The sequence below is a fragment of the Agathobaculum sp. genome (assembly GCF_034098985.1).
Taxonomy (GTDB): domain Bacteria; phylum Bacillota; class Clostridia; order Oscillospirales; family Butyricicoccaceae; genus Agathobaculum.
Genome location: NZ_JAXEOA010000011.1, coordinates 1 through 24,613 on the forward strand (window position 1 = coordinate 1; position 24,613 = coordinate 24,613).

Below are 24,613 nucleotides of genomic sequence, written 5' to 3' on the forward strand. Positions count from 1 at the left end.
CAGAGCGTATAACACACTACACTTTGCTTCGCAAAGTCGTGTGCCAAATGGGGGCGTTGCCCCCTTTGGAAACCCCCACAAGAAAAGGCGGTACGCTACCCCTCCACGGGGCGCATACCGCCTTTTCTTGTTATCCAGCCCTCCGGTTGTATCGGTTGAGCAAAAGTCAGCGTGGGATTGATGTGGTATCTTTATCTAAGTGAACCCCCGAGCTCCCATTTGCTGACCGCCTGACGCGATACGCCGAGCGTGATCGCCAGATCTTCCTGGGAAAGGGCGCGCGCACGGCGAAGGGATTGGATTTTTTCATTTAATTTCATTGGTGCTACCTCCTTGACTTATGAGACCAGTTTACCGAAAGCAGCGGTAGCATGCCACCAATCCAGCTTGGAAATTCCGCAACTGACAGTTGCATTGCCATAAAAACGGCGCGATTTTATAAAATCACGCCGTTAAACTTAATATCCCAGTGCTTCGCCTATCAGGACGATCTCGCACTTCTCCATGCTGAGCGGCGGCGCCATATGAATGACGAGTGCCGAGCAGATGCGCTCCGGGCTGCGGCAGTCGTGGCATTTACCGTCCAGCGCGCAGGGGGTCTTGCGCAATAGCCGTTTGGCGTTTTGCGGGGCGGCGATATTGCGCGCCCGGTCGACCGCACTTTCCAGATCCGGGCATAATTTGTTGACGCCGCAAACAAAAATGCAGCGTTTCGCACCGAACAGTGTGCCGGCGACGCGGTTGCACCGCCCGTCTATATTGACGATCTCGCCGGTTTCGCTCAGCGCGTTGGCCGAGCACAGGTAAATGTCAGGGTCCTGCACGTATTCGCCGGGCGTGATCGAGTGTGAGTGCACATCGGTGCTTTCCGCAAACGCTCCGGGGAGCCCCAGCTCTTTGAGCGTCATCGATCCGCCGAGCGTGACCGATTGATCGGCGCACACCTCGGAAAGATAAGCGACTGCCCCCTCTTTGGCCGGAAAATACGTAAAGCCAAAGCCGCGCGCCGTAAATGCCGCGCAGAGCGCGTCCACGTTGCACAGGCCGCGTTCAAACAGCGGCAGCAGTTCCATCGGCTCGTTCACAAGGGCGTCCGCGCCTGCTTTTCGCAGCGTGTCCGCGTCCCGGAAGCCCCAGGTCACGCCGACTGCGGTCAGTCCCGCATTTTTTGCGGTCTGCATATCTACCGCGCTGTCGCCGATATACAGCGTTTCGCCCGCGTTTCCGCCGAGCTGCCGGAGCAGTTCGAGCGCGCTGGTCGGGTCGGGCTTTCGCGGCACGCCGGGCCGCTCGCCCACCGTGATCTGCACCAGATCGCCGAAATAGTGGCGGATCAGGCCCTTGGCCGCGAGGTCGTATTTATTGGACAGTACGCCCACCGCGACGCCGGCCTTTTTCAGCGCCTTGAGCAGCGGCAGCACGCCGTCATATGGCTGGGTACGGTTCATCATACGGCTTTCATAAGCGGTGCGGAAATCATCCAGACATTCGTCGACCAGCGTTTCGGGTGAGCCGTCAGGCAGGCTGCGTTCGATGAGCTTGCGCACGCCATTGCCGACGCGCTCGCGCGTCTGTTCCTCTGTGACCGGAGGGAAGCCGCGCCGCAGGATGGCGGTGTTTACGCTGTCGGATAAATCCCCCAGGGTGTTGAGCAGGGTACCGTCCAAATCAAAAATTGCCGTGGTGATCTTCATATGTATCGAATCCTTTTTGTTATGCGCGTTTATAAGTTGTCGTAATATCGCCGAGCAGGGAGGCTACCTCGGGGTTAAGCGCTTCGCGCCGCACGCGCCAGCGCCAGTTTTTTCCGCCGATGGTGGCGGGCGTGTTCATGCGGGAATCCGCACCGAGCGAGAGCAGGTCCTGCAGGGTGGTCATCGAGATGCGGGCGGGCGAGGCCCATACGCTTTTGATGGCGCTCCAGCCCATCGCCTCGCTTTGCGAGGTGCGCAGATAGCGGTAGGCAAACTGCTTTTCAGGCTCGCTGCACAAGTCCATGATCTGCTCGCAGACGGTCTGCGAGTCGTGTGTCGAGGTGTAAACGATACTGTTTTGCACAAAGTTGTGCGGCAGGTGTTCATTGTCCTCGTCGGGCGAAAAGCCGAAAATGAGCACCCGCATGCCCGGGAACCCGCTATCGGACAGCAATTGCCGCACCTCGTCGGTCATCACGCCGAGATCCTCCGCGATAACGGGCAGTTCGCCAAGTGCTTGTTCAAGCGCGCGCAGCAGCTCCATGCCGGGCCCTTTGCGCCAGACGCCATTGACCGCGTTTTCGCTCCCGGCCTTGACCTCCCAAAAGCTCTCAAAGCCGCGGAAGTGGTCAAGCCGGACAACGTCAAACAGCCGCATGTTGGTTTTCATGCGCCAAATCCACCAAGCGTAGCCCTCTTTTTTATGCACCGGCCAGTTGTATACCGGATTGCCCCAGAGCTGGCCGGTCTCGGAGTAATAGTCGGGCGGCACGCCCGCGACCAGCTTGGGGCTGCGGTCGGCTTTCAGCTGAAACAGCTCGGGGTGCGTCCATACGTCTGCCGAGTCGGCCGACACGTAGATCGGGATGTCGCCGATGATCTGTATGCCGTGCGCATTGGCATAGAAGCGCAGAGCATCCCACTGGCGGAAAAATACATATTGCAGGAATTCTCGGAACAAGACCTCATCCTGCAGATCTTCACGCACGCGGGCAAGAGCCTCGGGTTTGCGCACGATCACGTCCTTGTCCGGCCACATATACACCGGCATGTCGTGATATTTTTCCTCTTTGAGCGCCATGAACAGGGCGTAATCGGGCAGCCATTCGGCGTTTTCCTGCGCAAATGCTTCGACTGCCGCGCGCGTTTCCGCGTTGATGCGCGCGTAAGCCTTGCGGAACAGCGGCCAGCGCGTGTCGGCAAGCTGCTCAAAATCCACCTCGTCGGGCGATGCCTGAAAATCCCCCTGCGCGATCTCCTCACGGGTGAGCAGACCGTCCTCGGCCAACAGGTCAAGGTCGATCAGGTAGGGATTGCCCGCCGCCGCGGAAAAGCACTGGTATGGCGAATCGCCGAAGCCGGTGTGGCCGAGCGGCAGCACCTGCCAATAGGTCTGCCGGGCTTTTTCCAAAAAATCGACGAATTCGTAAGCGGTTTTTCCCATGGTGCCTACGCCGTGCGGCGAGGGCAGCGAGGTCACGTGCGCGAGCACACCGCTGGAACGCTTAAACATATACATTCTTTCTCCCATCTCTTTTGGTCTGTTTCATTATATCATAAGTATGGCTAAAAAGATACGTCCGACTGGCGCGGACTGCGGAAATTTGACGATTTTGCTTGCCAAGCGTGCAGCCTGCCGATATAATAAAAAGGCTGAAAAATGAGTAAAAGGGGAATGCCTCGGTGAGAATGCGGAAAAAAAAGAATTTGGACGTGCGCTTCGCGGCCTGTGCGGCAGTGATGGAGTTCGCGCCCAAGGAGCAGCGCGGCAAATGGCGCGCGCTGTTTGGAAACAGCCATCCGGTGCATGTTGAGATTGGCTGCGGCAAGGGGCGGTTCGCGCTCGGCATGGCCGAACAGCATCCGGATATCAATTTTATTGCGATTGAACGAGAAGAGGGCGCGCTAATCATGGCGGCCGAGCGCGCGGCGTTGCAGCCGCTGCCTAATCTGCGGTTTGTATCGGTGGACGCGGCAGAACTGCGCGAGGTATTTGCGCCGGGCGAGGCCGACCGGATCTATCTCAACTTCTCCGATCCATGGCCGCCCAACCGGCAGCGCAAGCGCCGCCTGATCTGGCGCGCGTATCTGGAGGTCTATGATGAGATTTTAGCACAGAAAGGGGATCTGTGCTTTAAGACCGACAACCAGCGCTTTTTTGAATGGACGCTTGCGGAGGTCTGCCAGTTCGGCTGGCTGCTCCAAAATGTTTCACTCGATCTGCACCACTCGGACTTTGAAGGCAATATCATGACCGAATATGAGGAAAAATTCTCCGCCGAGGGCGCGCGGATCTACCGCATGGAAGCCCGGCGCCGCCTGCCGGAGTTTCTGCGAAAGTAATTGGGAAAAAGCGGCCGGTAGGCCGCTTTTTCTTGTGCCGGAGGGAACCGTGTGGTATGCTGGTCGAAAAGGAGTGAAGATATGGATTTTTCGCTGGAAAAATGGGACGAGCGCTTTGTTGACGACGTGGCGCACTATGCCAATAATGAGAAAATTGCCTGTTGGCTGCGTGATGCGTTCCCATACCCCTATACGCACGCGGATGCTGAGGGCTATGTACTGGCCTGCGCGGCAGATGACGAGGTCGCGCAGCTTTGCCGCGCGGTTGTGATAAACGGCCATGCGGTTGGCAGCGTGGGCGTGTTCGTCGAGCGCGACGTGTACCGAAAGAGCGCCGAGCTGGGCTACTGGCTTGCCGAGGAATACTGGGGGCATGGCGTGATGACCGCGGCGGTGCGCCTGATATGCGCTGAGGCGTTTGATGAATTTGACATCGTGCGCATCCACGCCGAGCCGTTCGCAGGGAATGCAGGCTCGCGCCGCGTGCTGGAAAAGGCGGGCTTTGCGCTCGAGGGTGTCAAACGGCAAAGCGTGTGGAAAAATGGCGAGCTTCAGGATAGCTGCATCTATGCGCTGCTTCGCTGATTGATTCTTGACATATGCCGAAAACGTGGTATGATAGGGTATATAAACGGCATATGCCAAAAATTAAACGGAGGCGCAATCCAAATGAAAATTGCAGTTACCTATGAAAATGGGCAGGTATTCCAGCATTTTGGCCATACGCAGCAGTTCAAACTATACGAAGTGGCAGAAAAACGCGTGATTTCTTCTAAAATCGTGGATACGAACGGCAGTGGTCACGGCGCGCTGGCCGGCTTTTTGCGTGAGCAGGGCGTGGATACCCTGGTCTGCGGTGGAATCGGCGGCGGCGCGCAGGCGGCGCTGGCGGAAGCGGGCATCCGTCTGTTCGGCGGCGTGCAGGGCGGGGCAGACAGCGCGATCGAGGCGCTACTCGCGGGCACGCTCCAGTTTGATCCCGACGTCCGGTGCAGCCACCACGAGCAGCACGGCGAAGGGCACGCGTGCTCGTCGCACGATCACACCTGCGGCGGCCACTGCCACGGTTGACCGGTGCCTAGGCCGAAAAAATGCCGCCGTGTGTGCGGCCTGCCGGGGTATACCGAGTTTGCGCCGCGCGGCGCGGGGTGCGGCGCGGAACTTGTCGTGATGGGACTGGACGAATATGAGGCGATCCGTCTAATCGATCTGGAGGGCATGCAGCAGGAACAGGCCGCCGAGCAGATGGGCGTGGCGCGGACGACCGCGCAGGCGATCTATAACGCCGCGCGCCGGAAGCTGGCCGACTGCGTGGTGGGCGGCAAAGTGCTGCGCATCGCGGGCGGCGACGTGGAGGTGTGCGAACACCGCGCCGTCTGCCCGCGTGGCTGTTGCCCGCACCGGCACTGTAAAAACGAATAAAAACGTCCCGGCGCTTGTAGTAAAGCACCGGGACGTTCTTTGGTTGTTACAACTTGGTGTAGCCGCGCGGGGTAACGATTGCGTCAAGCGGAACGCCTGCCGCACAGTCGGGGCAATTTTTGCCGTGTGAGCAGTTATGGTAGTGCGGGAAGTCCAAACCCGAGAACAGGCTGACCACCTGTTTACCGTTCAAATCCTTGATATTGGAGAACAGCGCGGAATACCCCGCGATCCGCCCGCCGTAGTATTCGACGCACTCGCGCGCCTGACTGAGCGTCTGACCGGTCGAAGCCGAGGTGACGAGCACCAGCACATTTTTGGAGAAAATCATGGGGGTGAGGTTGTCCGAAAAGATGAACTGGCCGTTGACATTGGAATCCGGCTCGACCAGAAACAGGTCGCTGCCGCCGTTCATGCTGCGGAATCCATCGCGGGAGAGCTCTCGCGCGAGGAACGCGCCGATGTATTCGGTACCCTCCAGACACAGGATGGTATCAATATTGACGGAGGAGAAATGATAAGCAATGCTGGCCGCGGCCTCGGTCGCCATCGACTGGCTGTGCTTGATCGCCGACATATCGATGTAATAATTGATATGCGAATGGTTGGTGGCGAAATGCCCGGGGATAGCGTCGGCATAAAGCTTGGGATTTACCTTGGAAACGACACGGATCGGCTGCTGCATAAAAGAACCACCTTTCTTAGCCGGGGATGGTTAAAGATTAATTTTATTATACAGCATTTTGCTGCCGGGCACAACAAAAAATGGATGCGTATAGAAAAAGGACGAAACGCTTGGCGTTTCGTCCTTTGCTATGTTGTGATTAGAGCGCAGCCTTGGCCTTTTCAGCCAGCGCGGCGAAAGCGGCCTTGTCATTTACGGCGAGCTCGGCGAGCATCTTGCGGTTGAGGTCGATGCCGGCTTTCTTCAGGCCGTTCATGAAGCGGCTGTAATTCATGTCGCAGGTCTTGGCGGCAGCCGAAATACGGGTGATCCACAGGCGGCGGAAGTCGCGCTTCTTCTGCTTGCGGCCGATATATGCGTACTTCAGGCTCTTCATAACAGCCTGGTTGGCTACCTTGAAGTGGGTGGATTTGGAGCCCCAGTAACCCTTGGCACGCTTCAGGATCTTCTTTCTTCTTTTGCGCGTCATCATCGCGCCCTTAACTCTAGCCATTTGTAATGCCTCCTATATGAAAAGATGTTTTTAAACTTATTTGTAGGGGATCAGGCGCTTGATCTGCGCTACGTTGGTCGCGTCCGCAAACGCTTCCTTACGCAGGTGGCGCAGGCGCTTGGCAGTTTTGCCATGGCCGTTGAGCAGGTGGCGCTTGCCGACGTGGCCGCGCTTGATTTTACCGGTCTTGGTGACGGTGAATCTCTTTTTGGCACCGCTGTGCGTTTTAATCTTAGGCATAAGGGTTTGCTCCTCTCTGAATTTGCGCGCGGGGCGCGTTTTGATTACTTTTCCTTTTCTTTGTCCTTGATGGGCGCCAGGAACATCATCATCTGGCGGCCTTCAAGCTTGGGCATCTTCTCCACCGTGCTCACCTCGGAGCACATCTCAGCAAAGCGATGGAGCAGATCCTGTCCGAGCGACGCGTGCGTCACCTGGCGTCCGCGGAAGCGGACCGCGACCTTGACCTTATCGCCGTCCTTGAGGAATTTGCAGGCGTTTTTAACCTTGGTGTTCAGGTCGCCCACATCGGTGTTGGGGGTCAGGCGGATTTCTTTAAGTTCCACGATCTTCTGGTTTTTTCGCGCTTCTTTTTCGCGCTTGGCCTGTTCAAAACGAAACTTGCCGTAGTCCATGATCTTGCAGACAGGCGGCTTGGCCTGCGGGGCGATCTTGACCAAATCCATGCCTTTTTCCATGGCAAGATTCTGCGCTTCAGCGTTCAAAACAATGCCGAGCTGTTCGCCGTCGTCGCCGATCAGGCGGACTTCCTTGTCGCGGATCTCTTCGTTGATCTGATGTTCCATGCTGCTAATGGATAAGCACCTCCAAACAAAACGGGTTTGAAAAACAGAAAAAGGACGCTCACAGGGTGTGACCGTCCTCCACATAAAGGTCCAAAAGGCGCGCGAAAAACCGCATGCCGGACTGCTTTATTAACCCGTTCGCCAAAAGCTGCGGGTGAGGACGTACCTTCTTCCTTGTTACCTGAATAACTATACCAGAACAAAAACGCAAAGTCAAGGCTTTTTTTCTTGCCAAAGGGCTGGTATGATTGACCTTACACGCGGCATACTATGACAGTGCGCACCGAAGATATTTTGCTTTACAAAAACGGGCGCGTTTGCTATGCTAAAAACAGGGGACGGCAAGTTCCCGGATTTTCATAAAATGTAAGGAGGAGCCGGACCATGAGTGAAGAGTTTGGCAACGATTTAGTAACGCTGACCGATGAGGACGGCAACGAGGTCGAATTCGAGCATATCGACACTGTGGAATACAAGGGCGAAACTTATCTGGCCTTTATTCCGGCGGAGCTTTCGCTGGAGGAAGAGGCCGAAGTGGTCATCCTGCAGGTCGTGGAAGAAAACGGTGAGGAGATCCTCGCGTCCGTTGAGGACGACACGATCGCGGACGCAGTGTTCGATTTGGTGATCGAGCGCGCCGAAGCAGAAGAAGAGTAAGAAGCAGATCCCTGCCCTGTGCGACAGCGGCCCCTTTTTAACCCACATTTTTAGTACGGGATTTCGGACGGTTTTGGCATCGAGCAGCAGGCCTCCCGGGTATACACGGACGTTGGAAGCGCAGACATGCCAAACAGAAAACCCACCTGCATGAGTCGTGCAGGTTACTAATCGGGTCGCATCGGCAGGGCGGGGGTTTTTACTTTTTTCCGCCCGTAGGGCGGATTTTTTCTTATTTGTTACATTTCTGTGACTTTACACGCATTTTACTTGCATTCCGTGCATAGGATAGGGTATACTGACATTATCAATAGAAGAAGAGGAGGTGGATAAACGCCATGCGTATCATTCGCAGACCGCAGCATCCGGATACGCCTGATATCGACGATATGATCTTTAGCGACGAGCATCAGACACAGAGCGAAAAATAATTCGGATCGATCCACGTGACGCAGGAAAAACTGCGGCGTGGTTTTTTTATATTTATTTCCCGGAAATCGGGAGAATTCCATTCTAAATGTAAAAATGCGTTTATTATCGACAAAATGAAAACGTCCGCAGCGGCAGGAAAGCCGTGGCGGGCGTTTTTCATTTTATTCCGGGGGCAGGGAAGCGCGCAAGCGGTCGAGCGCGGCCTCGTACCGCGGGTCGCCGCGCAGGCGGGAGAACACTTGCTCGTCGTCCTCCTCGGCGGCGCGCAGCAGCAGGCGGTTCATCGAGTCCAGCTCGTTCCGGGTGGGCACGCGGGTCTGCACGCGCTTGAAAAACGGGTTTTTTGTGTAGTCCATCGTGCGGGAAATCGCCGCGTCCACATATTGCTCAAACAGGCTGAGAGCGGTATCGCGGTCGCCTTCCGCGGCCAGCATCAGCCGCATCTGGATACCCGCGAGCGGATCAAGCTCAAACAACTCGTTCAGGGCGCTGTAAGCGTCGGTAAAGCGGCTGGCGGCGGCGCAGTTCTCTTGGCGGCGGGCAACGGCGGCCAGATTCATTAGCGTCGTACCGGCCTCACACACCTGCTCAAACAGCGCGCGCTGGTTTATCTCCTCGGCTTTGTCCAGATCGCCGCGCGCTAGATACAAGGTCTGGTAAAGCTGTTCGGGGCGGCTGATAAACGGGCGTTTGGGCAAGCTGTCCAGCAGGGCTTCGGCCTCGTCGAAACGTGAAAGCATAATGAGCGCGGAGACGCGCAGAGCCTTTGCGAGCTGTGCATCATCCGGTTTCACGCACTCCGTTTCACCCTGCTCGAACAGGGAAAGGGTCTGCTCGGACAGCTCGGACATAACTTCGCCGGGGTCTGCCTTGCCGTTTAAGGCAAAGGACAGATAACGGTAATACAGCGAGCCGATCACCAGCTTGAGCGAACCGCTCGCGGGGTATTGCTGGAGCACCTGCGCACACGCGGCCTGACCGGCGGCGTAGCCTTGCTCGTCAAATACCTTGCTGAGCTGCTCGGTGAGCGTGTGGATCTCGTCGTCGGTGGGGTGCTCGCGGAAATCCAGCAGTCGGTCGACTGTCAGGCCGAGTGCGCGGGCGAGGGGTGGCAGCAGGGTGATGTCGGGGTAGCTCGCGCCGGTCTCCCATTTGCTGACGGCGGCAGCGGACACGCCGACGGCCTCCGCGAGCATTTCCTGGGTCATGCCTTTGGCATGGCGCGCGCGGGAAATAATGGTTCCGATTTGCAGTTCCATAAATTTCATCCTTATAATAGGGAATTCAAAAGGCCTTTTGTTATGTTTATCTTAGCATACGCCGCGCCGCGGCACAATGGAGGCAAAGTTAACCGCCGGTAGGAAAAATCCAACCGGCGGTTGATTATTCTTTGATGTGCTCGATGATGTCGTTTGGGGTGCAGTTAAACTCGGTGCAGAGGGCGTCCAAGGTAGCCATTGAAACATACTCGTTATGCGATAGACGGGACATAGTATTAGAAGAAAGGTTTAGCCTTTCTTTTAATGTGGTTTTGTTCATGTCATTGTCAATTAGAAGCTTCCAAAGCGGTTTATAGGTGAACATAGGGAGAACCCTCCATAATTTTAGTCTAGCATATAGGGGAGAAATATCAAGAAATAAGTTGACATAAACCTTGTAAAGGAATATAATAACCTCATAAAAGGATATAAAATATAGAAATGAGGTTGCTTCATGTATATGACAGACAACATAGCCGCAGAATGTTTCCAATCCATAACAGAGAGCGCGGAATCGGAAAAGACCTACCGCCGCATGTTGAAAATGCTGAACAAGAAGCAACGCCGTCTGTTCATCCGGTTTTACGACGAAATGACAGACCTCATTGATTTGACCGCGCAGGATAATTACGTGCGCGGTATCTGCATGGGCTTATCATTTGCGGAACGCTACTGTTATGTTCCAAAATAACTGAAATGCATGTAATCACGCTTGGAACGCCACGCGTTGCCGCCCCATAGGAACCCATATTTTGTAAACGCGTTGTACACGTCGCCGCCCTCGGGGATGGAATAAGGATCCTCGCCGGGCGTCCAATGCGTGCCCGTGGTCGGCGTGAGCGTGCCATCCGCGTTGATGGTGGCCTCCATGTTTTCTTCCCAGTTAAGGTCGATTGCCGTGCCTTGGCTGTGTTCGCCCGTGCGCCACGCATAGCATCCGGCATCCTTGATGGGGAACTGCTCCTTGCCGCGGTAGATCTCGTCGAAAACCGCTTCGTAGATCGGCGCAAGGTTCTTATTGACGATTAGATAAGCCGTTCCGGTAAGCTTACTGCCGTCCGGCTGGAGCCGCCAGACCTTGACGGAGATCTCGGTCATATTGGCCTTGGCTTCCTCGGCGGACTGGTATTTTTCACCGCCCTTGCCATAAACCAGTTCCATTTTCTCTTCCTTGGTTTTGGGCAGGTTGTCCAGAACATTTCCGGGATCGTCCGGTTCAGGCTCCGGTTCGTCGGGGATCTCGGCCTTGTTGGGGTCGTACTCCGGATCAGCCTGTCCCTCAAACGTATCGGTAAAGCGGCTGGCCATGATGAGCGCCTGCTCGCGCGTCGCCGTGCCGGAGGGGGAGAGCTGGGTCGGTTTGCCCGCCGCCGCCACGCCGTTGACGATCTTATGGTCGACCATAGTCACCATCGCGTCGACCGCATAGCCGCGGATAGTGGAGGCGTCGGGGTAATCCTCGACCGCCGCGTCGCCCGCGATGGCCTTGGCACGGATGCCCGCCGCATCGAGTACATTATAGAGCATGACGCACAGATCCTGCCGTTGAATGGTCGCCTTGGGGTCAAAAACGCCGTTTCCGCGCCCGTTGACCAACCCCAACTCATAGGCGGTCACCACATCGGCGCTGTCACAGTCGTTAAACGGCTTGCTGGAAGAGGGCTTTACCTCCCAGCCGGTCACGGCCTTATAAGCATTGAGCGCAACCGAGCAGAACTCCGCGCGCGTGACGGGCGATTTGGCGGGCAGGGAGGCGAAAGCGGCGGGCTCCAGCCCGGCGCTCTTGGCCGCGTTTACACCGGCCTGCGCCCAATTGGAAACGCCGGACAGCGCGCCGGCTTCGGGGATGAAAAGCGTCAGCAAAAGTGCAAGCGCCCCCGCGCGGCGAAACGGAAAACGGGGCATGGAAAAAACCTCCTTGAATCACACGGAGCAGGTGTGGAATTTTTCTTTTCTGTTAAACAATATAATCTGTCGAAATCACTTGGAAACGCAACTTATTCACAATATCCACAGGGTTATCCACAGAAAAAGGCGAATTTTGACAAAATCATTCGGCGGATATGCGGTCCAAGGTTCGGTATTGCAGGGCTTCCGCAAGATGCTCGGCCTGCAATACTTCGCTGCCCGCAAGGTCGGCGATCGTCCGCGCGGTGCGCAGTACGCGGTCGTGCGCGCGGGCGGTCAGCCCCAACCGCTCGAAGGCGGCCTTGAACATGCGCGAAGCGCTGTCCGACAATGGGCATAGTTCGGCAAGACGCGCAGGTGGGATATTGGCGTTGCAAACACCTTGCCCCTGCCGTGCATACTGCGTTTCCCGCGCCCGCAGGACACGCCGGCGGATATCGGCCGAACATTCCTCGGAAGCCTCGCGCCGCGCGGCAAGCGCGGCATATTCGACCGGCTGCACCGCGACCTGAAGATCGATACGGTCGAGCAGCGGCCCGGACAGGCGTTTGAGGTATTGCCGCACCGAGGTTTCCGAGCAGGTGCAGCGCGGCGTACCGTACCAGCCGCATTTGCAGGGGTTCATCGCCGCGATGAGCTGAAAATCGGCAGGGTAGGTGATCTGCCCGGCAACGCGCGAAATCGTAACCTGTCCATCCTCAAGCGGCTGCCGCAGTGTTTCCAGCACGTCTCGCTGGAATTCGGGCAGTTCGTCCAGAAAGAGCACGCCGCGGTGCGCGAGCGTGATTTCGCCCGGCGCGGGCAGGCGGCCGCTGCCGCCTGAACCGCCCGCGATCGCGTTGGCGGACGAATTATGGTGCGGCGCGCGAAAAGGCCGCTCGGCGCGGCGCGCGGCTTCGTCGCCGCGTCCGACCGCCGACCACACCCGGATAACTTCGAGGCGTTCGGCCTCGGTGAGCGGTGGCAGGATGGAGGAAAAGCGTTTGGCCATCATGCTTTTGCCTGAGCCCGGAGGACCGGAGAGAAGCACGTTATGTCCGCCCGCGGCCGCGATCTCCAGCGCGCGCTTGACATCGCGCTGTCCCATCACATGAGCGAAATCAAGCTTGTTTTCGTGCGGTTCGGGCGCGGGTGGCGGCGGACAGGGGGACAGGAGCGCGCGGCCGTCCAAATGGGCGGCCAGCTCATTCAGGCTGCGCACAGGCAGTACGGCCACGCCGGAGGCGTAGGCGGCTTCTGCGGCGTTGGCCGCGGGGACGAACACGGTTTCAAAGCCTGCGTCCCGCGCGGCGAGCGCCATGGAAAGCGCGCCGCAGACCGGACGCACACCGCCGGTGAGCGATAATTCACCGAGAAATACCGCGCGTTCGGGCAGCTTGGCGATCGCGCCCTGCGCCGCCAGAATGGAGAGCGCGATAGGCAGGTCGTAAGCCGTGCCGGCCTTTTTCAGGTCGGCGGGGGCGAGGTTGACGGTCAGCCGAGAGACCGGCCAATCAAACCCGCTGTGCTTCAAAGCGGCGCGCACGCGCTCCCCGGCCTCTGCGACCGCGCCGGTAGGCAGGCCGACGATGTCCAGCCGGGGCAGGCCGCTTGACAGGAAGCACTCGACTTCGACGATATACCCGTCGATCCCGCGAAGGCCGGCCGAACAAACGCGCGAAACCATAAAAAGCCCCCTAAACGACAAAACTTTCAATGTTATAATTATACATTATAAAATCCAGCCCCGCAACGGCATTTTCCGCATGCAAGAAAACTGTAACATTGTGTCGTTTCGGATTGTGGAATACTACCGAAAAACTTTCTCAGGATGGGGAAGAATGTTATAAATTTGTCAGATTTGGTGTTTACAATTTGGGGGCGGAGTGCTAGAATAAAAAGGGTCGCTCAAAGCGTCCTTTGTTGCGTGAAACGCGCGTCAGAGAACGTTTTCAGGCCTTTAGCATGTTATCAACTGAATAGGAGGATATAAAACATGGCAAGAAAGATGAAGTCCATGGACGGTAACACTGCTGCGGCGCACGTGTCGTATGCGTTTACCGAGGTCGCGGGTATCTATCCGATCACCCCGTCCAGCCCCATGGCAGACAGCGTTGACCAGTGGGCAGCCGCGGGTCAGAAGAACATTTTTGGCACTGAGGTCAAGGTGATCGAGATGCAGTCCGAGGCAGGCGCCGCGGGCACGGTGCACGGCTCGCTCGCCGCCGGTGCACTGACCACTACATATACCGCTTCTCAGGGCCTGCTCCTCATGATCCCGAATATGTATAAGATCGCGGGCGAACTTCTGCCCTGCGTGTTCCATGTTTCGGCGCGTACGGTCGCGTCCCACGCGCTTAACATCTTCGGCGACCACTCAGACGTAATGGCCTGCCGCCAGACCGGTTTTGCCATGCTGGCCGAGACCAACCCGCAGGAGGTCATGGATCTCTCCGCAGTTGCGCATCTGGCCACCATTGAGAGCCGCGTGCCGTTCATTAACTTCTTCGACGGCTTCCGCACTTCGCACGAGATCCAGAAGATCGAAGTATGGGACTACGAGGACCTCAAGGAAATGTGCGACATGGACGCTGTCGAGGCGTTCCGCGCGCGCGCTTTGAATCCGGAGCACGCAATGATGCGCGGCTCGCACGAAAACGGCGACGTGTTCTTCCAGCACCGCGAGGCCTGCAACACGTACTACGAAGCTGTTCCGGGCATCGTTGAGAAGTACATGGACAAGGTTAACGCCAAGCTGGGCACCGATTATAAACTCTTTAACTATTACGGCGCTGCGGACGCTGATCGCGTCATCATCGCAATGGGTTCGATCTGCGACGTGGCCGAGGAAGTCATTGACTACCTCAATGCGCACGGCGAAAAGGTCGGCCTGATTAAGGTCCGCTTGTACCGCCCGTTCGCGGCCGACAAGCTGGTTGCTGCCATCCCGGCTACGGCCAAGAAGATCGCGGTGCTTGACCGCACCAAGGAGCCCGGCAGCCAGGGCGAGCCGCTCTATCTGGATGTTGTCACCGCGCTTGCCAACGCAGGCGTTACGGACAAGGTTGTCACCGGCGGCCGTTACGGCCTCGGCTCTAAGGACACGCCTCCGGCGTCCGTCTTCGCGGTCTACGAGGAGCTGTCCAAGAATGCGCCCAAGCACCTGTTCACGCTCGGCATCAACGACGATGTCACGCACCTTTCGCTTGAGGAGAAGCCCTCGCCGAACACCGCGGCCGAAGGCACCATCGAGTGCAAGTTCTGGGGTCTTGGCGGCGACGGCACGGTCGGCGCGAACAAGAACTCCATCAAGATCATCGGCGACCATACCGATAAGTATGTTCAGGCGTACTTCCAGTACGACTCCAAGAAGACCGGCGGCGTGACCGTTTCGCACCTGCGTTTCGGTGATAAGCCGATCAAGTCGCCCTATTATATCAACAAGGCCGACTTTGTCGCCTGCCACAACCCGTCCTATATCGTCAAGGGCTATCCGATGGTTCGCGACGTCAAGCCCGGCGGTATCTTCATGATCAACTGCCAGTGGTCTGACGAGGAGCTTAACCATCACATGCCCGCCGTTGCCAAGCGCTATATCGCGGCGAACAATATCCAGGTTTACACGATCAACGCGATCGATCTGGCAATTGAGATCGGCATGGGTAAGCGCACCAACACCATCCTGCAGTCCGCTTTCTTTACGCTGGCCAAGGTCATGCCGCAGGAGGAAGCCATCGGCTACATGAAGGACGCCGCGACCAAGTCCTACCTCAAGAAAGGTCAGGACGTGGTCGATATGAACCACAAGGCGATCGACGCGGGCGCTACCGCGTTCCATAAGGTCGAGATCCCGGCTTCGTGGGCCGACGCCAAGGATAACGGCAGCGGCGAGGAGCTGCAGGGCCGTCCCGAGACCGTCAAGATGGTCAAGGAGCTTATGGACCCGATCGGCCGCATGGACGGCGACAGCCTGCCCGTATCGGCGTTTGCCGGCGAGTATGTCGACGGCACGTTCGCGCACGGCGCAGCCGCTTATGAGAAGCGCGGCGTTGCCGTTACTGTTCCGACTTGGAACAGTGAGACCTGCGTACAGTGCAATCAGTGTGCGTATGTCTGCCCGCACGCCACTATCCGTCCGTTCGCGCTGACTGAGGACGAAGCCGCAAAGGCGCCTGCTTCTGCCAAGATCGTCGATATCAAGGCCGGCAAGGGCAAGGGCGTTTATAAGTACACGATGGCCGTTTCCCCGCTCGACTGCATGGGCTGCGGCGTATGTATCGGCGTGTGCCCGACCAAGTCGCTGACCATGGTTCCGCAGGAGCAGGAAGCCGCCCAGCAGGACGCTTTCGATTACTGTGTCGCCGAGGTCGCCGAGAAGCCGGACATGATCTCGACCGCTTCGGTCAAGGACAGCCAGTTCAAGAAGCCGCTGCTGGAGTTCTCCGGCTCGTGCGCGGGCTGTGCCGAGACCTCTTACGCCCGCCTGATCACGCAGGTCTGCGGCGACCGTATGTATATCTCCAACGCGACGGGATGCTCGTCCATCTGGGGTGGCCCGGCTGCCACCAGCCCGTACACTGTCGATGCAAACGGCCATGGCCCGGCTTGGGCGAACAGCCTGTTTGAAGACAATGCGGAGCACGGCCTTGGCATGTACTATGGCCAGAAAGCCATCCGCGATCGCCTGATCGAAAAGACCAAGGCATTGATCGCGATCGAGCACACCTACGCGCCGCTCAAGGAAGCTGCGCAGGCTTGGCTGGATACTGTGGACGACGGCAAGACAAACGGCGAAGCGACCGAGAAGTATATCGCTGCGCTGAAGGACGGTCTGATGACTGTCGAGGGCTGCGAGGCGTTCATCAACAGCCCTGCAAGCAAGGAAGTTTTCGGAGAGATGCACGGCAAGATGAAGGAGCACGTTGAGGCGCTTAAGGCAGCGGGCGAGACCTACTGCGACTGCGACGCGTGCACGCTTGTCAAGGACATCCTCGCGCATAAGGAATACCTGTCCAAGAAGTCCGTCTGGATCTTCGGCGGCGACGGCTGGGCGTATGACATTGGCTTCGGCGGCCTCGACCATGTGCTGGCTTCCGGTCAGGACGTCAACGTCATGGTCTTTGATACCGAGGTATACTCCAACACCGGCGGCCAGGCTTCCAAGTCGACCCCGATCGGCGCGGTAGCGCAGTTCGCGGCGGCCGGCAAGGCCATTGGAAAGAAGTCCCTCGCGGAGATCGCGATGAGCTATGGCTATGTGTACGTCGCGCAGGTCGCGATGGGCGCCAACATGAACCAGACGCTCAAGGCGATCGCCGAGGCGGAAGCGTATCCGGGTCCGTCGCTTATCATCGGCTATGCGCCCTGCGAGATGCACTCCATCAAGGGCGGTATGACCAACTGCCAGGCCGAGATGAAGAAGGCTGTCGACTGCGGCTACTGGAACATGTTCCGATATAATCCGGCGCTCAAGGCCGAGGGCAAGAATCCGTTTATCATGGATTCCAAGGATCCCAAGAGCGAGGATTACCGCGGCTTCATCATGAACGAGGCGCGTTATTCTGCACTGACTCGTTCGTTCCCCGAGCGCGCGGAGAAGCTGTTCGAGGAAGCCGAAAAGGCGTCCGTCGACCGTTACGCACACCTCAAGAAGCTCGAGGCGCTGTACGGCCAGCAGTAAGCAGTAATTTTTAATAACGGCATAAAAAAGCCCCGCGCCTGTTGGCGCGGGGCTTTTTCGGCGGCATTTAGGATATGCAGGTCAAAGCTTTGATCACTTCGCCGGCCAAAATCATGCCGGCAACCGGCGGCACGAAAGACACGCTGCCCGGTACAGCACGTCCCGCCGTACCTTTTTGCTCATCTGAGGGTAGGGGCGTGCGCGGCTCTTCTTTGGAGTAGACGACCTTAAGATGCTTGATGCGCCGCTTTTTACATTCCAGACGGATGACGCGCGCGAGCGGACAGACCGAGGTTTTATAAATGTCAGAGACCTCAAAACGCGCCGGGTCGAGCTTGTTGCCCGTACCCATCGAGCAGATAAGCGGAACCTGGAGGCGGTCGCATTCAGTGATCAGGTGCAGCTTGGCGGTCACCGTGTCGATGGCATCTATGATGTAGCCAAACTGCGTCAGGTCGAGGGCGCTGTCCGGCGTATAGAACGTTTGGAGCGCGTAAACATTGGCTTTTGGATTAATATCGAGAATCCGCTCCCGCATGACCTCAACCTTAGGCTGTCCGATGGTCGACTGAAGCGCGATCAGCTGGCGGTTCCGGTTGGTGAGCGAAACGGTGTCGTTGTCAATGAGCGTGAGCGTGCCGACACCTGCCCGCGCGAGCGCTTCACAGGCAAACGACCCGACCCCGCCGACGCCGAAAACAGCGACATGTGACCGGCGGAGTGTTTGCAGTGCATCTGCGCCGAGCAGCAGTTCGGCACGGGAAAATTCATGGAGCATGGCACACCTCGAAAAATTTATTGAGCCCAGTATAACACGGCAGCGGGCGTTCCAGCAAGCGGATGCTGATGAACTGGTAAAAACTTACTTGCAATTTTCGAAAAATACGCTATACTGTTAGATAAGAATGTTATATTTGTGTAAAGGAGGCGAAACGGCATGTTGAGTTGGAAACGGGCTTGCGCGGGACTAAGCGCGGCTGCATTGCTGGCCGTCTCGCTATCCGCGTGCGGCGATGCGTCCGCTGAAATCCGGGATGTCTCCGCGCCGCTTTCCGACGGTTTTGCTCAGGAAGTGCAGATATTCGATACGGTCGATTTGCACAATGTTGTAGAGATCGTGCCGGAGGATGTACCGCTCGCCATAGCCAATCCAGTGGTAGACGGCGTTCTGGAGCCGGTGGCTTCGGGCGCGGTGGTCTATGAAAACGAGTATGCCACGCTGGATGCGTCCAACGCGGATCAAGGATATGTGATGGTCAAATACGCGCCGGGAGAGACCGCGCGCATCAAGGTGCAGATTACCCGCTCGGGCGGCACTACCTATACGTACGACCTCGAACCAGACGGCACCTACGACGTATTCCCGCTGCCGCAGGGTGACGGTGCGTATCAGGTCAACGTGTTCCGCAATATCAGCGGCACGAAGTATGCGCAGGTTTTTGGCCAAAGCGTGCAGGTTTCGCTTGCAAACGAGCTGTTGCCGTTCTTGTACCCGAACCAGTATGTCGATTTTGACGCTTCAAGCAGGGTAGTAGCGGTAGCGGGCGATATCACAGCCTCCGCGTCCGACGAGTTGGACACGGTCGCAGCTGTATTTGAGTATGTTGTACAGAACATCCGGTACGATTACGACCTTGCGAAAAACGTACCATCCACGTATCTGCCCGATCTTGACGCGGTATTGAGCAACCAGACCGGCATCTGCTTTGACTATGCTTCCGTGATGACGGCGATGCTGCGTGCAAAGGGCATCCCGACCAAGCTGGTGATCGGCTATACGAGCCGCGGTGAGTACCATGCGTGGATTTCCACCCATGTGTCGCAGGTCGGCTGGATCAATAACGTCATCTCGTTTGATGGAAAGAGCTGGAAACTGATGGATCCCACCTTTGCTTCAACGGGCAAACAGAGCCAGCAGATCATGGATTATATCAACAATCCCGCCAACTATACCGAGAAGTATTGTTATTGATGGGAAAAACCACGGGCGGCCGCGAAAGCGGTCGCCTTTTTTGTTTCTTTATGCTATACTGGAAGCAGCAATTAAATGTTGGGAGGACACAATGAGCAGATCACACCGGCGCATATTGCCGCCTGAGGCTGCGGGCGCAATTTGTTTGCAACTCAAAGAATTGATCGGCGCGGGCGTGCCAGCTGAGGAAGCGTTTGCGATCCTTGGTGAGGATGCGCGGGATCAGCGCGAAAGCGCGCTGTATGACGGCATTGCAGGGGCGCTGCGCGAGGGGAGTGCGCTGTCCGGCGCGCTTGAACAGGCGGAAGTATTCCCCGCGTATATGACCGGTATGGTGCGCATCGGTGAGCGCACAGGCGCAATGGAGGACGTGCTCAGCGCGCTGGCGGAATATTTCAGCCGGGAAGCCGCGCTGCGGGACAGTGTGCGGGGAGCGGTTGTTTTTCCGTTGCTTATGGGCGGTTTGATGGCTGTTCTGCTCGGCGTTTTGCTGGCGTTTGTACTGCCTGTGTTCTCAAGTGTGTTTGCGTCAATCGGGCTTGCACTATCGCCGTCTGCCGCATGGCTGGCTGTCGCAGGGCAGGGCGTGGCGCTGGGCGCGGCCGTGCTGCTTGCATGCTTGCTCCTTATTGGAGCGTTGCTGTGGTTTGATAAGCGCACGGGCAAGCTCGGCCTGCTGCGTCGCACAAAGCTGTCGCGGGAAACATCGGCCGGACGTTTTGCGTCCGCGATGGCGCTTATGCTGCACAGCGGCTTGCCGCTTGACGAGTCGCTTCGCCGCGCGGGAGAGCTCTCGCATACCGCTTCCGCTGTACGTGCGGCGGAACGGGTGATGGACGGTGCATCGCTGAGCGAAGCGCTGGCGGGCACCGGATTGTTTTCTGGGTTTTACCTGCGTATGCTGCGGGTCGGGGAACACGCGGGCCGCGCGGAACAGATGATGGAAGAGGTCGCGTCGCGCATGAGTGCGTCCGCGTCCGCACACGCGGATGAGCTGATCGCCCGAATCGAGCCAACTATTGTCACCGTGCTCGCGCTGGCGGCTGGGCTGGTGCTGCTGTCGGTCATGCTGCCGCTGCTCGGCGCCATGACCGCGTTCGGATAAGGGGGCGCGGCCATGCGTTTAAAAGTGCGGGGGATCCTGCTGTCCCTGCTTGCTTTGATCGTTTTTGCGGGGCTGCTCGCGTTCGGCGCGGGCTGGGTTGGCGTGAGGGCAGACCGGACGGCCGACGATGTGCTGGATGATGTGCGCCGCGCGGCGGTGTACTGCTATGCGGTTGAGGGGCGGTATCCGCCTGATCTGGCGTATTTGACAGCGCAATACGGTGTGCGGTATGATACCCATCGGTTTTATGTGTTTTACCAGCCCTTTGCGGCAAATCTGATGCCTGATATCACCGTGGTCGAGGCGGAGGAGGCGGCAGCATGAAACGGTATTCTTTTGATTCCTTGGCGGCGGTCGCCCTGATGTTTGTCTACTTGATGACCGGATCGTGTGCAATCGTGCTGGGGGTGCGTGTTTGGCACACGGCGCAGGCGCGGATGGAGGAGAATTATGACAGCCGCACGCCGATCGCCTATATTGCGGGCAAAGCGCGGCAGAGCGATGCGATCCATCTGGAGCAGATGGAAAGCGGCGTGCAGGCGCTTGTGCTCGACAGTGATTGGGAGGGAAAGCGTTATCAAACGCGGCTGTATTGCCTTGACGGCGCACTTTATGAGCTGTTCAGCCCGGATGATGTGACGCTGCTGACGACGGACGGCGCGCGGCTGGTCGGCCTGGCGGCGCTGGAATTTGCAGAAGAAGACGGCATGCTCCGCGTGATAGGGACAACGGAAGCGGGACAGCGGACCGAGCTCCTGCTGTCGCCGCGCCGGGGAGAGGGGGACGGCTCATGAAACGGATGACCCGCTCCCGCCTGTTTCTGCTCGAGCTGACAGTCGATCTGCTGTTTTTCTGTGTTTGCGCGGCGGTATGTCTGGCGCTTCTGGGGCGTGCAAACACCTTGGGACAGCAAAGCGCTGTGCTCGGGCGGGCGGCCGATGCGGCGGTCAATGCTGCAGAGGCGTTTCAGTCCGCCGGTGGGGACCCGGCGCGAACGGCGGCGCTTTTGGGCGCATCGTGGGACGGTGCGCAGGCGGTGCTAACGCTGCCCGATGCATGCACGCTGACGCTGACTCCGGAACAGCCGCGGGACGGCCTGCATACGGCGGAGATCAAGGTCACGCAGGCGGGGCGGCGGGAACCTGCTTATTCATTGACTGTGCGCCGCTATGTCCGGGAGGTGGTGGAATGACGCGGAAGACCGCCGCTACGCGCGGCGTGGCGTTTGGCGGGCCGACGGTGCTGACCGTGCTGCTTATCCTGTGCCTGACGTGCTTTTCACTGCTTGCCCTTTCCCGTGCAGCCGACAATTGGCGGCTGACTGAACGCGGCGCGCAGACCGTGTCCGACTATTATGCCGCCGAATCGCAGACCGAGCTAGTGCTCAGCCTGCTTGACGATATGTGCGGCGCACCACCGGATGAAGCTGGGCCTGCTATGGCGGAGCGCACCACACAAAACGGCGCGCAGGCGGAATATGACGCGCAGGCCGCCGAGCTTTGCTTTGCGTTCTCCGCGGGCGCGCAGGGCGACCTGGTGACCCGTATCGTGCTGACCGCCGAGGCGGACGGCACCGCCTGGCGGGTGCGCAGCAGCCGTGTAGAGCCGGAAGACCAGCCGGACAGCGAGGCCGCGCTGCCCGTCCATCAATGAAAAGGAATGGAAACGACTATGCTAGATTTACAAGGATTTTTTCGGCAGGCGGTCGACCGAAGCGCGTCCGACGTGTTTTTTATCGCGGGGATGCCGCCCGCCTATAAGGTGGACGGCGTGCTGCACCGCGAGGACACGCCGCCGCTCAAGCCGGAGCAGACTGCCGAATTGGTTGAAAAGCTGTATCAGCTTGCGAATGGCCGCCCGGACGAGCGGCTAAAAAGAACCGGCGAGGACGATTTTGCCTTTTCTGTGCCCGGGCTGTCGCGTTTTCGCGCCAATGTATACCGGCAGCGCGGCTCGCTTGCCGCTGTTATCCGGATCATCACATTTGAACTGCCAGACCCGTACGCGCTGCATATCCCGGATACAGTGATGGAGCTGAGTGAACTGCGGCGCGGTTTGCTGCTGGTCACTGGGCCTGCGGGCAGCGGCAAGACGACCACGCTCGCGTGCCTGATCGACCGTATCAACCGCACGCGGGAGGGGCATATTGTCACGCTCGAGGATCCCATCGAATATCTGCACCGGCACGCGCGCTCGATCGTCAGCCAGCGCGAGATCGGCGCGGATACCGAGGGGTATGTGCCTGCGCTCCGCGCCGCGCTGCGGCAGGCGCCCGATGTGATTCTTCTGGGCGAGATGCGCGATTATGAAACCATCAGAACCGCGATGACGGCGGCTGAGACCGGACATTTAGTCATTTCGACGCTGCATACCACGGGCGCGGTCAACTCGGTGGACCGGATTATCGACGCGTTTTCGCCCTCCCAGCAGGGGCAGATACGTATTCAGCTTTCCATGGTTCTGCGCGCGGTCGTGTCGCAGCAGCTTGTGCCGTCGACGGACGGCGCGCGCCCTGCGTTTGAGATCATGCGGGTCAATACCGCGGTTGCGAATCTGATCCGGGACGCAAAACTGCATCAACTGGGCGGCGTGCTACAAGCGTCGTCCGGCGAAGGGATGCAGACGATGGATGGCGATCTGCTCCGCCTATACGGCGAAGGGCTGATTTCTGCTGAGAACGCACTGCGCTGCAGCCTGGACCGGGAACAAATGCAGCGGCGGTTACGTCTATCGGAAAAAGATGGATGACGGCAGTTGTTCTTGGCGAATGAAAATGGTATACTGGATAAATAGTGGGAGGAGGTGTGCGCATGGATGAACTGGAGAAGTATAGGGGACGGGTCTCGGTCCGCATGCTGGGTGAATTTTCGATCGCGGTAGATGGGAAAACGGTCAGCGAGCAGCTGCGGCGGTCAAAAAAGCTGCGCGGCGTGGTGCAGTACCTGCTGCTGAACGCCGACCGCCCGGTTCCGCACACCGAGCTCTATGAGACGTTTTGGCCGGGCGAGAGCAGCCAAAATCCGCGTGCGGCGCTCAAAACGCTGATGCACCGGTTACGCGCCGCGCTGGTGCAGGGCGGCGCTCCGGATGATCTGCCGTTCTTTTTGGTGCAGCAGGGGAGCTATCAATGGAACTTGGGGCTTAAAGCCCAAATGGACATCGAGACGTTTGAAGCGGCATGCCAAAGGCTGCACGGCGGCGGGCTTGCGCGGGAAGAGCGGCTGGAGCTGCTGCGCACAGCTGCCAGTCTTTACCGGGGCCGTTTTTTGGACAGTTCGGAGATCTGGATGCTGCCGCCGGCGGCGCACCTGCATGGGCAGTATCTGTCCGTGGTAGGAGAACTGTGCGGCTTGCTGCAGGAAGACGAGCAGTATGACGAGATCATCGCGGTCTGCCGCGAAGCGTTGCAGATCGACGAATTGGATGAAGCGGCGAACTATGCGCTTATCCTGGCGCTGACTGCCTGCGGCCGCACACAAGAGGCAATGGCACAGTATAGCCGGATCACTGATCTGTATTATGACGACATGGGTGTGCAGGTATCCGACGAACTGCGCGCCTTGTACCGGAAGATCGCCGAGGTCGAACAGGCCACTGAACTCGATATCGACGGCGTGCGCGGCAAGCTGGAGGAACGCGAGGCGCAGGGTGGCGCGTACGTCTGTGAATATGGTATTTTTGAGGATATTTACCGCATCGAGGCGCGATGCCTCGCGCGGTACGGCGGACGGATGTTTTTGGCGCTGCTGACGGTCACCGACGCTTATTGCCAGATGCCCGAACAGCGCGTGCTGGGCAAAGCGATGGAACGCCTGCTGGAGGCCTCTTGCGCAAGCCTGCGCCGGTGTGACGTCATTGCCCGGTACAGCCCGTCGCAATATGTGCTCTTGCTGCCAACGGTTACTTATGAGACGGGGCAAATGGTGCTGGAGCGTATTAGGAGAGCGTTTCGACGGCTGTATCCTAAGGCCCCTGTGGTGATATCTGGAAAACTGCGGCCGCTGCGGCCCTGTGAAGAACAAACGGAAAATGAACTCGAAGAGTAAGCGCGGCCAAATAATTGGTCGCGCTTTTTTTGTGTAGAATCATAAAAATGCAGGGAAACAGAAAAAATTGAACAGATGGATGAAAAAATTGCTTAATATAATAATTATGCGTAAAAAAGCCGTGTCCGTGTG

General features: G+C 58.1%; 26 protein-coding genes, 1 other RNA gene and 1 pseudogene. 16 read left to right on the forward strand and 12 right to left on the reverse strand.

All coding sequences use genetic code 11. The features are described from left to right. Window positions 1-197: 197 nt before the first annotated feature. The 3 genes and pseudogenes from SO058_RS02150 to malQ all read right to left on the reverse strand — a co-directional run. A pseudogene (locus SO058_RS02150) lies at window positions 198-320 on the reverse strand (helix-turn-helix transcriptional regulator); the annotation flags it as partial. A gap of 138 nt (window positions 321-458) precedes the next feature. Further along, complete coding sequence (locus SO058_RS02155; protein WP_320841357.1) at window positions 459-1,694, reverse strand: HAD-IA family hydrolase; 1,236 nt, start codon at window positions 1,692-1,694, stop codon at window positions 459-461. A gap of 19 nt (window positions 1,695-1,713) precedes the next feature. Then, complete coding sequence (gene malQ, locus SO058_RS02160) at window positions 1,714-3,207, reverse strand: 4-alpha-glucanotransferase (RefSeq protein WP_320841358.1); 1,494 nt, start codon at window positions 3,205-3,207, stop codon at window positions 1,714-1,716. 176 nt (window positions 3,208-3,383) lie between these two features. Between malQ and trmB the strand changes: the two genes are divergently transcribed. The 4 genes from trmB (at window position 3,384) to SO058_RS02180 (ending at window position 5,459) form a co-directional block, all read left to right on the forward strand. Continuing rightward, the gene (gene trmB, locus SO058_RS02165; RefSeq protein ID WP_320841489.1) at window positions 3,384-4,037 is read left to right on the forward strand and encodes a tRNA (guanosine(46)-N7)-methyltransferase TrmB; all 654 of its coding nucleotides are present in this window, start codon (window positions 3,384-3,386) and stop codon (window positions 4,035-4,037) included. A gap of 81 nt (window positions 4,038-4,118) precedes the next feature. Continuing rightward, window positions 4,119-4,622: a GNAT family N-acetyltransferase gene (locus SO058_RS02170; protein WP_320841359.1), complete on the forward strand. Its 504-nt coding sequence runs from the start codon at window positions 4,119-4,121 to the stop codon at window positions 4,620-4,622. 84 nt (window positions 4,623-4,706) lie between these two features. Beyond that, window positions 4,707-5,108 carry a NifB/NifX family molybdenum-iron cluster-binding protein gene (locus SO058_RS02175; protein WP_442872232.1) on the forward strand — a complete coding sequence of 134 codons (402 nt, stop codon included), beginning with the start codon at window positions 4,707-4,709 and terminating at the stop codon, window positions 5,106-5,108. 3 nt (window positions 5,109-5,111) lie between these two features. Further along, complete coding sequence (locus SO058_RS02180; protein WP_320841360.1) at window positions 5,112-5,459, forward strand: DUF134 domain-containing protein; 348 nt, start codon at window positions 5,112-5,114, stop codon at window positions 5,457-5,459. Between the two features lie 46 nt (window positions 5,460-5,505). On the opposite strand, the gene SO058_RS02185 is transcribed toward SO058_RS02180, so the two are convergent. From SO058_RS02185 to infC, 4 genes are all read right to left on the reverse strand, one after another. Continuing rightward, complete coding sequence (locus tag SO058_RS02185) at window positions 5,506-6,144, reverse strand: orotate phosphoribosyltransferase (RefSeq protein WP_320841361.1); 639 nt, start codon at window positions 6,142-6,144, stop codon at window positions 5,506-5,508. Window positions 6,145-6,283: 139 nt separating this feature from the next. Beyond that, a complete protein-coding gene (gene rplT, locus SO058_RS02190; protein WP_320841362.1) occupies window positions 6,284-6,637 on the reverse strand; it encodes a 50S ribosomal protein L20 in 354 nt (117 codons plus the stop codon). Between the two features lie 36 nt (window positions 6,638-6,673). Next, window positions 6,674-6,877 carry a 50S ribosomal protein L35 gene (rpmI, locus tag SO058_RS02195; protein ID WP_320841363.1) on the reverse strand — a complete coding sequence of 68 codons (204 nt, stop codon included), beginning with the start codon at window positions 6,875-6,877 and terminating at the stop codon, window positions 6,674-6,676. Between the two features lie 44 nt (window positions 6,878-6,921). After that, window positions 6,922-7,443 (reverse strand): translation initiation factor IF-3, encoded by a 522-nt coding sequence (gene infC / locus SO058_RS02200; RefSeq protein ID WP_320841364.1) that lies wholly within the window; start codon window positions 7,441-7,443, stop codon window positions 6,922-6,924. Window positions 7,444-7,827: 384 nt separating this feature from the next. On the opposite strand from infC, the gene SO058_RS02205 reads away from it, so the two are divergent. Together SO058_RS02205 and ssrS are read left to right on the forward strand one after the other, a co-directional pair. After that, the gene (locus SO058_RS02205; RefSeq protein ID WP_320841365.1) at window positions 7,828-8,100 is read left to right on the forward strand and encodes a DUF1292 domain-containing protein; all 273 of its coding nucleotides are present in this window, start codon (window positions 7,828-7,830) and stop codon (window positions 8,098-8,100) included. 5 nt (window positions 8,101-8,105) lie between these two features. Further along, window positions 8,106-8,300, forward strand: a non-coding RNA gene (gene ssrS, locus SO058_RS02210) — 6S RNA. Window positions 8,301-8,693: 393 nt separating this feature from the next. On the opposite strand, the gene SO058_RS02215 is transcribed toward ssrS, so the two are convergent. Then, entirely contained in the window at window positions 8,694-9,791 is a 1,098-nt protein-coding gene (locus tag SO058_RS02215) for a helix-turn-helix domain-containing protein (RefSeq protein ID WP_320841366.1), read from the reverse strand. Window positions 9,792-9,915: 124 nt separating this feature from the next. Then, the gene (locus SO058_RS02220) at window positions 9,916-10,116 is read right to left on the reverse strand and encodes a helix-turn-helix domain-containing protein (RefSeq protein ID WP_320841367.1); all 201 of its coding nucleotides are present in this window, start codon (window positions 10,114-10,116) and stop codon (window positions 9,916-9,918) included. Between the two features lie 129 nt (window positions 10,117-10,245). On the opposite strand from SO058_RS02220, the gene SO058_RS02225 reads away from it, so the two are divergent. Further along, complete coding sequence (locus tag SO058_RS02225; protein WP_320841368.1) at window positions 10,246-10,482, forward strand: DUF6809 family protein; 237 nt, start codon at window positions 10,246-10,248, stop codon at window positions 10,480-10,482. Here the strand turns inward: SO058_RS02225 and SO058_RS02230 are convergent. Continuing rightward, entirely contained in the window at window positions 10,467-11,696 is a 1,230-nt protein-coding gene (locus SO058_RS02230) for a M15 family metallopeptidase (RefSeq protein ID WP_320841369.1), read from the reverse strand. The genes SO058_RS02225 and SO058_RS02230 overlap by 16 nt on opposite strands. 145 nt (window positions 11,697-11,841) lie before the next feature. After that, window positions 11,842-13,365, reverse strand: coding sequence for a YifB family Mg chelatase-like AAA ATPase (locus tag SO058_RS02235; RefSeq protein ID WP_320841370.1), 1,524 nt, complete (start codon window positions 13,363-13,365; stop codon window positions 11,842-11,844). 309 nt (window positions 13,366-13,674) lie between these two features. On the opposite strand from SO058_RS02235, the gene nifJ reads away from it, so the two are divergent. Next, on the forward strand, window positions 13,675-17,358 hold the full coding sequence (nifJ, locus tag SO058_RS02240) for a pyruvate:ferredoxin (flavodoxin) oxidoreductase (protein WP_320841371.1): 3,684 nt from the start codon (window positions 13,675-13,677) through the stop codon (window positions 17,356-17,358). Between the two features lie 67 nt (window positions 17,359-17,425). Here the strand turns inward: nifJ and SO058_RS02245 are convergent, their stop codons facing one another. Then, entirely contained in the window at window positions 17,426-18,136 is a 711-nt protein-coding gene (locus SO058_RS02245) for a tRNA threonylcarbamoyladenosine dehydratase (protein WP_320841372.1), read from the reverse strand. A gap of 159 nt (window positions 18,137-18,295) precedes the next feature. Here SO058_RS02245 and SO058_RS02250 point away from each other — a divergent pair, with 159 nt between their 5' ends. The 8 genes from SO058_RS02250 (at window position 18,296) to SO058_RS02285 (ending at window position 24,481) form a co-directional block, all read left to right on the forward strand. Beyond that, window positions 18,296-19,330, forward strand: a complete 1,035-nt coding sequence (locus tag SO058_RS02250; protein WP_320841373.1) for a transglutaminase-like domain-containing protein — start codon at window positions 18,296-18,298, stop codon at window positions 19,328-19,330. A 91-nt stretch (window positions 19,331-19,421) separates the two neighbouring features. Further along, window positions 19,422-20,435 carry a type II secretion system F family protein gene (locus SO058_RS02255; RefSeq protein ID WP_320841374.1) on the forward strand — a complete coding sequence of 338 codons (1,014 nt, stop codon included), beginning with the start codon at window positions 19,422-19,424 and terminating at the stop codon, window positions 20,433-20,435. A 12-nt stretch (window positions 20,436-20,447) separates the two neighbouring features. Further along, entirely contained in the window at window positions 20,448-20,759 is a 312-nt protein-coding gene (locus tag SO058_RS02260) for a hypothetical protein (protein ID WP_320841375.1), read from the forward strand. After that, window positions 20,756-21,229 (forward strand): DUF4860 domain-containing protein, encoded by a 474-nt coding sequence (locus SO058_RS02265; RefSeq protein WP_320841376.1) that lies wholly within the window; start codon window positions 20,756-20,758, stop codon window positions 21,227-21,229. The genes SO058_RS02260 and SO058_RS02265 overlap by 4 nt, the downstream gene beginning before the upstream one ends. Next, window positions 21,226-21,627, forward strand: coding sequence for a hypothetical protein (locus SO058_RS02270; RefSeq protein ID WP_320841377.1), 402 nt, complete (start codon window positions 21,226-21,228; stop codon window positions 21,625-21,627). The genes SO058_RS02265 and SO058_RS02270 overlap by 4 nt, the downstream gene beginning before the upstream one ends. Next, window positions 21,624-22,088, forward strand: a complete 465-nt coding sequence (locus tag SO058_RS02275; protein WP_320841378.1) for a hypothetical protein — start codon at window positions 21,624-21,626, stop codon at window positions 22,086-22,088. Before SO058_RS02270 ends, SO058_RS02275 begins: the two co-directional genes overlap by 4 nt. A gap of 18 nt (window positions 22,089-22,106) precedes the next feature. Next, entirely contained in the window at window positions 22,107-23,183 is a 1,077-nt protein-coding gene (locus SO058_RS02280) for a type IV pilus twitching motility protein PilT (RefSeq protein WP_320841379.1), read from the forward strand. 62 nt (window positions 23,184-23,245) lie between these two features. Continuing rightward, the gene (locus tag SO058_RS02285) at window positions 23,246-24,481 is read left to right on the forward strand and encodes a BTAD domain-containing putative transcriptional regulator (RefSeq protein WP_320841380.1); all 1,236 of its coding nucleotides are present in this window, start codon (window positions 23,246-23,248) and stop codon (window positions 24,479-24,481) included. The last annotated feature ends 132 nt before the right edge of the window (window positions 24,482-24,613 follow it).